Below are 12,735 nucleotides of genomic sequence, written 5' to 3'. Positions count from 1 at the left end.
CGGCCTGGACAGGGCACCCGGGCATCGCGCGTGGTGCGTCGGCGCCGCAAAACGGTTAGACTGCGGCTCTCTGCCGTTTTTTTAGACGTGGCTTCCAGGAAATCGATCGATCTTGCGTGACCATTCCCACACCTACGACCAGGACAGCGAAGTGTGTTCCCATTGCGGGCAGCCACTGCCGCCGACGGGGCCGCGCTATGGGCTGGGGCTAGCCTACGGGCGCAAGAAGCCGAACCGCTTCGGCGTGGCGGGCACGATCGCCGTCCACCTGTTGCTGGTGCTGCTGTGGTTCTATGAACCGAAGGAGCAGGACCAGCGCACGGCGCGGCCGGCCTCGGAAGACCAGGGCGACAGCCAGGTGGTCTATGTGGCGCCATTGCAGGAAACCTCACCCGTCGAGGCCGCGCCGCGGCCGACGCCGCGTCCCCTGCCGGCGCCGCCGGTGCCGCGCGTGGAGCAGGAGCGCATCATCGTCCAGCGCCTGCCGGACACCATCACGGTGCCCGACGAGCGTCCCGCGCCGCCGGCGCCGCCGCAACCGCAGCGCCAGCAGCCACCCACCGAAGTCCCGCCCGACATGGACATGGCGGCCTACGTGAAGGCCCAGCGCGAGCGCCGCGGCGCCCCGACCGGCGCCGAAGTGCCGGCCGAGGAAAGCGACGCCGCGCGCGGCACCCGCAATGCGCTGGCGAACATCGCCGCCATCAATGGCCGCGGCACCGACGACAGCAACGAGACGGGCGGCATCTTCTCGGTCTCGAACAAGACCTTCAACACCATGGACCTCAAGTTCCGCGGCTGGAACCCGAGCTTCAAGCGGCGCTGGCTGACGGCGGTGACGGTGGAGCAGGGCAGCGAGCGCGACATCGAGACCGCCGTCATCAAGAAGATGATCGAGCTGATCCGGCGCGAGAAGAAGGGCGATTTCGAGTGGGATTCCCACCGCCTGGGGCGCGTGGTGAAGCTCAGTGCGAGGCCGCAGGATACGGATCAGCTGATGACCTTCCTGTACAAGGAGATGTTCCCGGATTACAGGCCGGTGCCGGGACGCTGACGCATTGTCGACGCCAACAAAAAACCGTGCCTCGGCACGGTTTTTTCATGCGCGCGGCGCGATCAGCCCGCCTTCAGCTTGCGCGCGATATCCAGCGCAAAATACGTCAGCACGCCATCGGCGCCGGCGCGTTTAAAGGCCATCATCGACTCCATCATGACCTTGTCGTGATCGAGCCAGCCATTCAGCGCGGCGGCCTTGAGCATCGCGTACTCGCCGCTGACCTGGTAGGCGAAGGTCGGCACCTTGAACTCGTCCTTCACACGGCGCACCACGTCCAGGTAGGGCATGCCCGGCTTGACCATCACCATGTCGGCGCCTTCGGCCAGGTCGAGCGCCACTTCGCGCAGGGCCTCGTCGCTGTTGGCCGGGTCCATCTGGTAGGTGTTCTTGTCGGCCTTGCCCAGGTTGGCGCTGGAACCCACGGCGTCGCGGAACGGACCGTAGAAGGCGGATGCATACTTGGCCGAATAGGCCATGATGCGGGTGTGGATGTGGCCCTGCGCTTCGAATGCCTGGCGGATGGCGCCAATGCGGCCGTCCATCATGTCCGACGGCGCCACGATGTCCACGCCGGCCTCGGCGTGGGTGAGCGCCTGCTTCACCAGCATCTCGATCGTCTTTTCGTTGACGATGTAGCCGTTCTCGTCCGGCAGGCCGTCCTGGCCGTGGGTCGTGTACGGGTCGAGCGCGATGTCGCTGATCACGCCCAGTTCCGGGAAGTTCTTCTTCAGTTCGCGCACCACGCGCGGCACCAGCCCGTCCGGGTTGGTCGCCTCGATGCCGTCATAGGTCTTGACCGACTGGTCGACCAGCGGGAACAGCGCCATGGCCGGGATGCCGAGCGAAACGCATTCTTCGGCGACTTTCAGCAGCAGGTCGAGCGAGACGCGTTCGACGCCCGGCATCGACGCCACCTGCTGGCGCTGGTCCTGGCCTTCGAGCACGAAGACCGGGTAGATCAGGTCGGCGGCGGTGATGGTGTTTTCGCGCATCATGGCGCGCGAGAATGGGTCGCGCCGCATGCGGCGCGGGCGGGCCGCCGGATAGGCGGAGGTAATAATGGTCATCTTGATCGTCCTTGCAAAATCAGGCGGCAGGGTTATCGTCGTCCGCCGACGGCGCAGCACTTTCTTCGTTGCCGGTGTCTTCCTCTACTTCTTCCTCGTATTCGTCCTCGCTGCCGCTGAGTCCGGCCAGTTCCAGGATCTTCGCGTCCGCTTCCTCGATGCCGATGCGCTTGAGCGCCGAGAACAGTTGCACCGTGAACGGGAAGCCATTGCCTTCCTCGTCGACATAGCTGTCGAGCACGGCGCGCGCTTCGCGCAGGGCATTGGTCGACTCGTTGCGGTTGAGCTTGTCGGCCTTGGTCAGGATGCAGTGGATCGGCTTGCCGGTCGGGGCGAACCACTCCAGCATCTGGACGTCGAGGTCGGTGAACGGGCGGCGAGAATCCATGATCAGGATGAGCGCCGCCAGCTGGTCGCGGCGCTGGACGTAGTCGCCCAGCAGCTTCTGCCAGTGCAGCTTGGCGGTGCCCGAGACTTCGGCATAGCCGTAGCCCGGCAGGTCGACCAGCAGCGCTTCGATCTCGTCGACCCGGACCGCATCCTTGCGGTGCTGGCCCACGTGGGCGCCGCCGATCGAGAAGTAATTGATGTGCTGGGTACGGCCAGGCGTCTTGGACGCGAACGCCAGACCCTTCTGGTTGGTCAGGATATTGATCGCTGTGGATTTGCCGGCGTTCGAGCGCCCGGCGAAGGCGATTTCCGGTACTTGCGTGCCTGGCAAATCGCGCAACTGGTTAACGGTCGTGAAGAACCGGGCTTGCCATAATCTGGACATTGGGAGAGGGATTAAGGGCCATGAAATGGCGTTGGGGAAACAAAGCTATTGTACAATAAGGGGTTGATTGCTGCTCCGCCCACTGGCGGGTAGATCAAAGCGCTGCACTGAACTTTCAATCTTGACTTTATAAGGTGCCAGTTATGAATCGGTTGACGTCCCCCTTGCTTAAAACACTGTTGGTTACTTCGCTGACTGTTTTTGGGGGACTACCGGCGGCGATGGCGGCGTCCGCCGCAACCGCGCCAGCGGTCAAAGCCGATCCAGCCAAAGGTGGCGCCCTGTACGAAGCGGGCGACGCCGCGCGCGGCCTGCCGTCCTGCCTGTCCTGCCACGGCGCGGCCGGCAATTCGACGATCGCGATCAATCCGAAACTGTCGGGCCAGTTCGCGACGTATACCCACAAGCAGCTGGTCGACTTCACGACCGCGCACCGCCAGCAGCCGATCATGACGACCTATGCCAAGATGCTGACGGAGCAGGAGAAGAAGGATATCGCAGCCTGGCTCGCGACGCAGGCGCACAAGCCCGGCGCGGCGAAGAACAAGGAAACCGTCGAGCTGGGCCGCAAGATCTATCGCGGCGGCATTGCGGAAAAAGGCGTGGCTGCCTGCGCCAGCTGTCATGGCGCCACTGCCAACGGCATCCCGGCGCAATACCCGCGCCTGGCTGGCCAGCACCAGGATTACACCACGGCCCAGCTGGAAGCATTCAAGACCGGCACCCGCGCCAACAGCCCGCAGATGACGGTGCTGTCGCAACGGATGTCGCCGGAAGAGATGCGTGCAGTGGCAGACTATATCGCCGGCTTACGCTAAGAGTGTTGCTTTAGCGCTACGCATGAGCATGAGATGAACGGAAGAGGGCGGCAGCGTCGAGCTGACGCCCTTTTTTCCACGCGCGGACCCGCTTTCGCGCAGGATGAAAGTTGTAGAGTATGAGCACCACCGGAATTGAACTGAATACCCGCCGCCCCTGGCTGGCCGAGGCGGTCGAGCTGATCTCCTCGATGCGCTTCGCGATCAGCCTGCTCACCATCATCTCCATCGCCTCCGTCATTGGCACCGTGCTCAAGCAGAACGAGCCGATGCCCAATTACGTGAACCAGTTCGGGCCGTTCTGGTTCGAGATCTTCGACAAGCTCGGCCTGTACAACGTCTATTCGAGCTGGTGGTTCCTGGTCATCCTGGTGGTGCTGATCGTCTCGACCGCGCTGTGCGTGGTGCGCAACACGCCGAAGATGTTGCGCGATATGCGCAGCTGGCGCGAGAACGTGCGTGTCGAATCGCTGCGCAATTTCCACCACAAGGCCGACTGGCAGGCGCCGCTGTCGCGCGCCGCGCTGGCCGAGCAGAGCGCGTTGCGCCTGCGCCACGCCGGCTATGCCACCAAACTCGTCGAGAAGGAAGGCGCTGTCCTGGTCTCGGCCAAGAAGGGCGCCGGCAACAAGTTCGGCTATATCTTCGCCCACACCTCGATCATCGTGATCCTGCTGGGCGGCATGCTGGATTCGGAACTCCCCGTGCGTGTCCAACAATGGTTCTTTGGCAAGACGCCGTTCACCGGCAGCGGCGTGATCGCCGAGATCCCGGCCCAGCATCGCCTGAGCACCAGCAATCCCAGCTTCCGCGGCAATACCGCGATCGCCGAGGGCCAGACCAGCCATACCGCGATCCTGAACCAGCCGTCCGGCGTGCTGGTGCAGGAATTGCCGTTCGGGATCGAGCTCAAGAAATTCCACATCGAGTTCTATTCGACCGGCATGCCCAAGCTGTTCGCCAGCGACGTCGTGGTGCACGACCTGGAAAACGGCCACAAGTTCGAGTCGACGATCAAGGTCAACCATCCGCTGATCTACAAGGGCATCGCCGTCTACCAGTCGAGCTTTGACGATGGCGGCAGCAAGCTCAGGCTGACCGGCTTCCCGATGACGGGCGCCAGCGCGGCCAGCTTCCCGATCGAAGGCGAAGTCAATGGCGCGACCGAGCTCACCTTCGGCAAGGATACCTATGCCGTCGAGTGGTCGGGCTTCCGTCCCTTCAACGTCGAGAACGTCGCCCAGGGCAACGACGCGCGCGCGGTGGGCAAGAACGTCGGCTTTAATGCGCAGCTGTCGGCCACGCTGGGCAAGGCCTCCGGCGCGGCGGCCGACCCGGACGCCAACAAGGACCTGAAAAACGTCGGCCCCAGCGTGCAGTACAAGCTGCGCGACCACACCGGCCAGGCGCGCGAATACATGAACTACATGCAGCCGCTGACCCTCGAAGGCGCCCAGGTCTACCTGGCCGGCGTGCGCTCGAATCCGTCCGAGAACTTCAGCTTCCTGCGCATCCCGTCCGACGAGCGCCACGGCGTGGGCGACTGGATGCGCCTGCGCGCGGCGCTGTCCGATCCGGCCGCGCGCCAGGAGGCGGCCAGCCGCTACGCCAGCCGCGCGCTGAGCGCCGAGCAGCGCGGCGGCGGCGCGCTGGCCGGCCAGCTGAAGGACTCGGCCGCGCGCACGCTCGACATCTTCGCAGGCAGCGACGGCCGCGGCGGTTTCGTCGGCGTGGCCCGCTTCCTGGAACAGATTCCGCAGGCCGAGCAGGAAAAGGCGGCCGGCATCTTCATGAAGATGCTCAACGGCGCGCTGTGGGAATTGTGGCAGGTGGCGCGCGAAAAGAACGGCGATGCCGCGGCGGAGCCGACCGACGCCAACGGCCGCTTCCTGCAACTGGCCACCAATGCCTTGTCGGACAGCTTCCTGTACGGCGCCCCGGTCTATTTGCAGCTGGACGATTTCACCGAAGTAAAGGCGTCGGTGCTGCAGATGACTCGCTCGCCGGGCAAGAATGTGGTCTACTTCGGCTGCCTGCTGCTGACGCTGGGCGTGTTCGCGATGTTCTACATCCGCGAGCGGCGCGTCTGGATCTGGGTGCGCGACGTCGATGGCGGGGCCGAGGCCCTGATGGCGATGAGCACCCAGCGCAAGACGCTCGATTTCGAGCGTGAATACGAAGAGCTGTCGGTCAAGCTGCCGCAACCGGCGTAAGCTGGCGACGATCTGGAGAAAATGATGGAACTGTCCCAAACGAAAAATAGCGCCCCGGCGCGCTCGACCGACAAATACCAGGAAAAGGTCGGCTACTTCCGCCGCCTGACCGCGGCCGACTGGCTGTACGGCATCGCGCTGCTGGCGGGAGCCCTGTACGCCCAGGTCCAATACGGCCATTTCATGGACATCTATGAAGAAATCATCCTGATCTGTACCGCGCCGGTATTCGCGGCGCTGGGCTGGTACTGGAAGCCGATGCGCTGGCTGGTGCCGCTGGTCGGCGTGCTGTCGCTGGCCGCGATCTCGATGTATGACGGCAACCTGGCGGCGGCCGAGCAGAAGTTCTTCCTGAAATACATGCTGTCGAGCGGCTCGGCCATCCTGTGGATGAGCGCGCTGTTCATGTTCTCGACCGTGTTCTACTGGGTCGGCCTGTTCAGCCGCGGCAAGTTCGGCGGCGGCGTCGGCGCCAACCTGTGCTGGGCCGCGGTCGTGATCGGCTCGGTCGGCATGATGGTGCGCTGGTACGAAAGCTACCTGATCGGGCCGGACGTGGGCCACATCCCGGTGTCGAACCTGTACGAAGTGTTCATCCTGTTCGCGATCATCACCGCGCTGTTCCACCTGTACTACGAAGAACACTACGCCACTCGCCAGCTGGGCCCGTTCGTGATGCTGATCATCGGCGCCGCGGTCGCCTTCCTGCTGTGGTACACGGTGTCGCGCGACGCCGCCCAGATCCAGCCGCTGGTCCCGGCGCTGCAGAGCTGGTGGATGAAGATCCACGTCCCGGCCAACTTCATCGGCTACGGCACCTTCGCCCTGGCGGCGATGGTCGGCACCGCTTACCTGCTCAAGTCGCACGGCATCCTGGCCGACCGCCTGCCGCCGCTGGAGGTGCTGGACGACGTGATGTACAAGTCGATCTCGGTCGGCTTCGCCTTCTTCACCGTCGCCACCATCCTGGGCGCCCTGTGGGCGGCCGAGGCCTGGGGCGGCTACTGGTCGTGGGACCCGAAAGAGACCTGGGCCCTGATCGTCTGGCTCAACTACGCGGCCTGGCTGCACATGCGCCTGATGACCGGCCTGCGCGGCCGCGTGGCGGCCTGGTGGGCGCTGGTGGGCTTGCTGGTGACCACCTTCGCCTTCCTGGGCGTGAACATGTTCCTGTCGGGCTTGCACTCGTACGGCGAGCTGTAAACCGGCTCCGTGCGCGTGCCGGATGACCGGGCGGCCAATCATCACCGCGTGGACGGCGTAGCCGTCCACCCTAACGCTGGCTTAAGGGAACTTCGTGTAATGTAAGCAAAACACCAGTTCCCGAGGCCAGCCATGCTGTTCAAACGTCATCCCAACGGACTCGATCTTCCGTTCCCGTCCGAAATCACGCCGCAAGAGGTCTATACCGGGCGGCGCCAATTTATTGCCCGCATGGCCGCCACGGCGGCGGTCGGCAGCGGCATGTGGGAGATGGCCAACCGCGACGCCTTCGCCCAGACCGCTGGTCAGAAACTGGCGGCGCGCGCCAACGTGGCGCTGTCCACCGACGAGAAGCAGACCCCGTTCAAGGACGCCGCCGGCTACAACAATTTCTATGAGTTCGGCCTCGACAAGGGCGATCCGGCCGAGAACGCGCACACCCTGCGCACCCGGCCCTGGACCGTGCGCATCGAGGGCGAGGTCAACAAGCCGCTCACGCTCGACATCGACAGCCTGCTCAAGCTGGCCCCGCTCGAGGAACGCATCTACCGCCTGCGCTGCGTCGAAGGCTGGTCGATGGTCATTCCCTGGGTCGGTTATTCGCTGTCGAACCTGCTCAAGCAGGTCGAGCCGACCGGCAACGCGAAGTTCGTCGAATTCACCACCCTGGCTGACCGCAAGCAGATGCCGGGCCTGAGGAGCGGCGTGCTCGACTGGCCCTACGTGGAAGGCTTGCGCATCGACGAAGCCATGCATCCGCTGACCATGCTCACGATGGGCATGTACGGCCAGGTGCTGCCGAACCAGAACGGCGCGCCGGTGCGCCTGGTCGTGCCCTGGAAATACGGTTTCAAGTCGGCCAAGTCGATCGTGCGCATCCGCCTGGTGAGTCGCCAGCCGGGCACCGCCTGGAACGATTCTGCGCCGCGCGAATACGGTTTCTATTCGAACGTGAATCCGAACGTCGACCATCCGCGCTGGTCGCAGGCGAGCGAACGTCGCATCGGCGAGACCGGCCTGTTCCAGCCGAAGCGCAAGACGCTGATGTTCAACGGCTATGACCAGGTCGCCTCGCTGTACACGGGCATGGACCTGAAGCGCTATTACTGATGGCGCTGCAGCTTTCCAATCAACAGGTCGGGTGGGTAAAAACGGCCGTTTTTATCCTCTCGCTGCTGCCTTTCGCGCGCCTGGTGTGGGGAACCGCCACCGGCGCCTTCACCGATCCGCTGGCGGAAATCACCGGCATCAGCGGCGAATGGGCGCTGTACTTCCTGTGCATCACGCTGGCGGTCACGCCGCTGCGGCGCCTGACGGGCTGGAACTGGCTGGTGAAGCTGCGGCGCATGGTCGGGCTGTTCACCTTCTTCTATGCGCTGGTGCACTTCATCGCCTTCCTGTGGTTCGACCATTTCTTCGACGTGTCGGCGATGCTGGCCGACGTGGTGAAACGGCCGTTCATCCTGGTCGGCTTCATCGCCTTCGTGCTCCTGATCCCACTGGCGGCCACATCGACCAATGCGATGATCAAGCGCCTGGGCGGCAAGCGCTGGCAATGGCTGCACCGGCTGATCTACGCGATCGGTCCGCTGGCGATCCTGCACTACTGGTGGATGAAAGAGGGCAAGAGCGACTTCGCGCAGCCGATCCTGTTCGGGGCGATCATGGCGCTGCTGCTGGGCGCGCGGGCATTCTGGCATTTCAGGCGCAAGCCCCAAGCTGCGCGCGTTTGACTGCGGCGCGTCCTACAGGCTGCGCGGCGGCAATGAGGCGTCGATCATTTTGCTGCGTTCGGCAGTCTGACTGGAGAGTTCTGCGCTCCGCTGTATGGCGCGCCGGAGCTGCAGTTGTGTTTCGGCGAGACCAAACAATGCGATGGATCCTTCATAGGATAGATGCCCTTCGTCGCGGTACAGGCTGACGCCGTCGATACGAGTACGGCAAAACCGGTCGTCGCACAAGATGGCATCGAATCGCACGATTGGCAGGTTCATTTCTTTTTCCGCCCGATGAAGCAATGCCAGTACGTTATGCCCGTGTTGCAGATACTGTTCGCGCTTGATCCTGCATTGTTCGTCGACGCCACCAATCCACTGTCCTCGATCGCGCCGTTCCAGGCAGCGGCCTATATCGAAACCTGACGAGGGAGGTGGTGCAACCAGAATGACATCACGCCCCAATGCACGGATTGCGCTGACGGTCCGCGCCAGGCCGGCATGGCCCCTTGGCAGCGTGCCGGTAACTCGCGCTGGTTCGTCCCCCAACGCAACCCGCTCGATCACGGTCGTGTTTCTCGTATATTGCGTCAACGGGCTGGAAAGAATTACGGTACGAAGCTCCGGGTTTTTCTTCAAATAAGAAAGAACCGTGTCATTGAATTCGATGCACTTTTTCGCCCATTGCTCGCTATTGAACTCGACCGATGCCAGCCCAATCAAAGGACCGCAACGACCCATCGTCGCCTGCACGATGTGTTTCGGAAAGATGGATTCGTGTGACAAGCCCGGAACGAGATGCATGGCAAACGAATCTCCCCACACAAGTACCGTTGGTGTTTCTGAATTCTGGCACGATTCGCTGGGAAGAAAATGCGTTGCACTTGCACATGCTGGCGCGAATCCCGTATTGGCGCGCCGGGCAAAGGCATAGTCTTTTTCAGGTTTTTTTGTAATGACAGCCTGCGCTACGCCCAAGGCCATCAATGTCACGCAAGTGGCTGCCATGGCGGGACGATAGTAACCATGCAGATTCCCATGCCTGAAAGGCTCTTCGATATGACGGTGCAGTATCCACGCAAGCAAGAACGATAATACGATCAGCGCAGCGCGGATAAGGTACTGGGTGAGCGTGTTTTCATTGCCAAGTACGATGTTGTTATAGAAGGCAAAAATCGGCCAGTGAACCAGATAAAGGGAATAAGAAATATCGCCAACCTTATGCAGTGTTTCGACGATCACGCCACGTTGCAACAAGGGATGATTCGCCAGTATCACGGCAAGTGTACCCAGGCAGATCAATAATGCCTGCGGACCAGGGTGAAACGAATAGAATGTCAGGATGAGACAGGCCAGGAGCCCGAGTGCGGAAAGAATCGCCAGCTTTCCAGCAAGGATCCTGATCCACCGAATCTCGATCAAAAACACACCCAGCGAACCGATGAGCAGTTCCCATGCCCTGGTCGGCAGCAGGAAAAACGTCGACGCCTCGCCTCGATGGACGTAGCACAGGACCATGCTGGCGAGCGTCAGCAGGGTCAGGACGGGGAGCCAGGCTTTTCTGGGGAAAAACAGGAAGATCGCTGGAAGGATGAAGTAATACTGCTCTTCAACTGCCAATGACCAGGCATGCAGGAGCGGTTTTAACTCGGCCGCGCCGGAAAAATATCCTGATTGGCTGGTCAGCACAAAGTTGGCCGAGAAGGTCAGCGCTCCGAATAACTGATGCCAGAAATCCGCGAGTTCCTGAGCACCAAGCAGAAATGGCGCTGCCAGCGATGTGAACAGGAAGGTGACAAAAGCTGCGGGCAGCAGCCGTTTCGCGCGTCGAGCCAGGAACGACTTGTAGCTGAAGCTGTCATCCTCGACTGCCTTTTTGATCAGGCTCGTGATCAAGAATCCCGACAGGACGAAAAAAATGTCCACGCCAAGATACCCGCCATTGATTGCACCTATTTTTGCGTGGTAGAAGACCACTGCAAGCACGGCGAGTCCTCGCAATGCCTGGATATCGGCGCGAACTTTGGTGACTGATTGAACCATACAAATGTCGAGAAGTTATATATTGCAGAAAAGAATTATACTCATGCTAATGAGTAGTGCAATATATTTAACTTCCCGCCATATTGCTTAAATACCATTTGTGCCTTAAATACGTCACAAGGTGATATCGGATTGAAGCGAATTCACGTTTTCATCGCGTTATCGACAGCAATGAAACGTCCGATGAAGCGGAATGAAGGGCGCCCTTGGTAGAGTTGCTGGCCTGGGCGTTTGGATCGATGTCGCCGTCGTCCGGCGCTGCCGAATGGCGGCTGGCAGAGAGGCGTGGGGCGCCACCGGGAGCCCGGTGGCGCGATGAAGGAATCCCTGTACGGGTTGCCGCTATGCCTGATTGATCATCGTTTCGAGCGCGAACACCTCGGCTGGTGTCTCGCGCCGGCGCACCAGGTGGGTGGCGTCGCCATCGACGATCACCTCGGCCGCGCGGCCGCGGGTGTTGTAGTTCGACGCCATCGTCATGCCATAGGCGCCGGCCGTCATGATGGCCAGCAGGTCGCCCGGCGCGAGCGCCAGTTCGCGCTCGCGCGCCAGCCAGTCGCCCGACTCGCACACCGGGCCGACGATGTCCCACACCAGTTTTTCGCCGTCGCGCGGGGTCACCGGCTGCACGCCCATCCAGGCCTGGTACAGGGTCGGACGCATCAGGTCGTTCATCGCGGCGTCGACGATGCAGAAGTTCTTCTCGGCGCCGGGTTTCAGGAATTCGGTCCTGGTCAGCAGCACGCCGGCGTTGGCCACGATCGAGCGGCCCGGCTCGAAGATCACCTTGATCGGCTGGCCGCCGTGTTGATCAAAGCGCCAGGCGTCGATGCGCTTGAACAGGCGGCCCAGATAGTCGCCCACCGGCACCGGCGGCTTGTCGCCGGCCACGCCGTAGTCGACGCCGATGCCGCCGCCGATGTCCAGGTGGTGCAGGTGGATGCCCTCGGCGTGCAGGGTGTCGATCAGCTCGATCAGCTTATCGAGGGCTTCGAGCAGCGGGGCGTCGTCCAGCAGTTGCGAGCCGATATGGCAGTCGATGCCGACCACGTCCAGGTGCGGCAGGCTGGCGGCGGTGCGGTAGGTGTCGAGCGCATCGTCGAAGGCCACGCCGAACTTGTTGGCCTTCAGGCCGGTCGCAATATACGGGTGGGTCTTGGCGTCGACGTTCGGGTTCACGCGCAGCGAGACCGGGGCGCGCATGCCGAGCTTGCCGGCGACCTCGTTCAGGCGGTGCAGTTCGGGGATCGATTCGACGTTGAAGCACAGGATGCCTTTTTCCAGTGCAAGCTGCATCTCCTCGACGGTCTTGCCGACGCCCGAGAAGATGGTCTTGCCCGGGTCGCCGCCGGCCGCGATCACGCGCAGCAGTTCGCCGCCCGAGACGATGTCGAAGCCCGCGCCCTGGCGCGCCAGCAGGTCGAGCACGGCCAGGTTCGAATTGGCCTTCATCGCGTAGCAGACCAGGGCGTCGCGGCCCTGGCAGGCGTCGTGGTAGGCGCTGAAGTTCTCGAGCAGGGCGGCTTTCGAGTAAACGTAGGTCGGCGTGCCGAATTGTTCCGCGATGGCGGACAGCGAAACGTTTTCGGCGTGCAGGACGCCGTCTTGGTGCGAAAAATAGGACATCAGCGGTGCGGGGCAGGGGTGGAGGCGTTGTTCGAAGGGACGGGCTGCGGTGGTTGGTCGACCGGTGCCGCGGGCGGCGCCGACGTCGGCCTTGCCGGCGGCGTCGGCATGTACAGGTCGCCGGTCTGGCCGCAGCCCGACAGGGCGGCAAGCAAAACAGCGGCCGGGAGAAGCGCAAGAGAGGACTTCACGATTAGAATCACGGTTTGATTAGCAGA

11 protein-coding genes are annotated in these 12,735 nt (G+C 62.6%); 6 read left to right on the top strand and 5 right to left on the bottom strand.

What is annotated here, in order from left to right:
* Window positions 1–112: 112 nt before the first annotated feature.
* Window positions 113–1,054 (top strand): hypothetical protein, encoded by a 942-nt coding sequence (locus LO55_RS05255; RefSeq protein ID WP_071360716.1) that lies wholly within the window; start codon window positions 113–115, stop codon window positions 1,052–1,054.
* Window positions 1,055–1,116: 62 nt separating this feature from the next.
* Here the strand turns inward: LO55_RS05255 and hemB are convergent, their stop codons facing one another.
* Entirely contained in the window at window positions 1,117–2,124 is a 1,008-nt protein-coding gene (gene hemB, locus LO55_RS05250; protein WP_071360715.1) for a porphobilinogen synthase, read from the bottom strand.
* 19 nt (window positions 2,125–2,143) lie between these two features.
* Window positions 2,144–2,899 carry a ribosome biogenesis GTP-binding protein YihA/YsxC gene (gene yihA / locus LO55_RS05245; protein ID WP_071360714.1) on the bottom strand — a complete coding sequence of 252 codons (756 nt, stop codon included), beginning with the start codon at window positions 2,897–2,899 and terminating at the stop codon, window positions 2,144–2,146.
* 143 nt (window positions 2,900–3,042) lie between these two features.
* On the opposite strand from yihA, the gene LO55_RS05240 reads away from it, so the two are divergent.
* The 5 genes from LO55_RS05240 to msrQ all read left to right on the top strand — a co-directional run bounded on the left by LO55_RS05240 (window position 3,043) and on the right by msrQ (window position 8,866).
* Window positions 3,043–3,717, top strand: a complete 675-nt coding sequence (locus LO55_RS05240) for a c-type cytochrome (RefSeq protein WP_005663386.1) — start codon at window positions 3,043–3,045, stop codon at window positions 3,715–3,717.
* 119 nt (window positions 3,718–3,836) lie between these two features.
* Window positions 3,837–5,930, top strand: a complete 2,094-nt coding sequence (locus LO55_RS05235; RefSeq protein ID WP_071360713.1) for a cytochrome c biogenesis protein ResB — start codon at window positions 3,837–3,839, stop codon at window positions 5,928–5,930.
* A gap of 24 nt (window positions 5,931–5,954) precedes the next feature.
* A complete protein-coding gene (gene ccsB, locus LO55_RS05230; RefSeq protein ID WP_071360712.1) occupies window positions 5,955–7,133 on the top strand; it encodes a c-type cytochrome biogenesis protein CcsB in 1,179 nt (392 codons plus the stop codon).
* Window positions 7,134–7,265: 132 nt separating this feature from the next.
* Window positions 7,266–8,243, top strand: coding sequence for a protein-methionine-sulfoxide reductase catalytic subunit MsrP (gene msrP / locus LO55_RS05225; protein ID WP_071360711.1), 978 nt, complete (start codon window positions 7,266–7,268; stop codon window positions 8,241–8,243).
* Window positions 8,243–8,866, top strand: a complete 624-nt coding sequence (msrQ, locus tag LO55_RS05220) for a protein-methionine-sulfoxide reductase heme-binding subunit MsrQ (RefSeq protein WP_071360710.1) — start codon at window positions 8,243–8,245, stop codon at window positions 8,864–8,866. The genes msrP and msrQ overlap by 1 nt, the downstream gene beginning before the upstream one ends.
* 12 nt (window positions 8,867–8,878) lie before the next feature.
* On the opposite strand, the gene LO55_RS05215 is transcribed toward msrQ, so the two are convergent.
* From LO55_RS05215 to lptM, 3 genes are all read right to left on the bottom strand, one after another.
* A complete protein-coding gene (locus LO55_RS05215; protein ID WP_071360709.1) occupies window positions 8,879–10,891 on the bottom strand; it encodes an acyltransferase family protein in 2,013 nt (670 codons plus the stop codon).
* A 342-nt stretch (window positions 10,892–11,233) separates the two neighbouring features.
* Window positions 11,234–12,517 (bottom strand): diaminopimelate decarboxylase, encoded by a 1,284-nt coding sequence (gene lysA, locus LO55_RS05210; protein WP_071360708.1) that lies wholly within the window; start codon window positions 12,515–12,517, stop codon window positions 11,234–11,236.
* A complete protein-coding gene (gene lptM / locus LO55_RS25685) occupies window positions 12,517–12,708 on the bottom strand; it encodes an LPS translocon maturation chaperone LptM (RefSeq protein WP_143054455.1) in 192 nt (63 codons plus the stop codon). Before lptM ends, lysA begins: the two co-directional genes overlap by 1 nt.
* Window positions 12,709–12,735 lie beyond the last annotated feature (27 nt).

Origin of the sequence: Massilia timonae, from assembly GCF_001866515.1 — a bacterium.
Lineage (GTDB): Bacteria > Pseudomonadota > Gammaproteobacteria > Burkholderiales > Burkholderiaceae_D > Telluria > Telluria timonae.
This window is presented reverse-complemented; position numbering and strand designations above follow the sequence as displayed.

Coding starts and splice junctions, on each gene's coding strand:
- ccsB (WP_071360712.1), top strand. CDS start 5,955: ATGGAACTGTCCCAAACGAAAAATAGCGCCCCGGCGCGCTCGACCGAC.
- yihA (WP_071360714.1), bottom strand. CDS start 2,899: ATGTCCAGATTATGGCAAGCCCGGTTCTTCACGACCGTTAACCAGTTG.
- hemB (WP_071360715.1), bottom strand. CDS start 2,124: ATGACCATTATTACCTCCGCCTATCCGGCGGCCCGCCCGCGCCGCATG.
- LO55_RS05235 (WP_071360713.1), top strand. CDS start 3,837: ATGAGCACCACCGGAATTGAACTGAATACCCGCCGCCCCTGGCTGGCC.
- LO55_RS05215 (WP_071360709.1), bottom strand. CDS start 10,891: ATGGTTCAATCAGTCACCAAAGTTCGCGCCGATATCCAGGCATTGCGA.
- msrP (WP_071360711.1), top strand. CDS start 7,266: ATGCTGTTCAAACGTCATCCCAACGGACTCGATCTTCCGTTCCCGTCC.
- msrQ (WP_071360710.1), top strand. CDS start 8,243: ATGGCGCTGCAGCTTTCCAATCAACAGGTCGGGTGGGTAAAAACGGCC.
- LO55_RS05240 (WP_005663386.1), top strand. CDS start 3,043: ATGAATCGGTTGACGTCCCCCTTGCTTAAAACACTGTTGGTTACTTCG.
- lysA (WP_071360708.1), bottom strand. CDS start 12,517: ATGTCCTATTTTTCGCACCAAGACGGCGTCCTGCACGCCGAAAACGTT.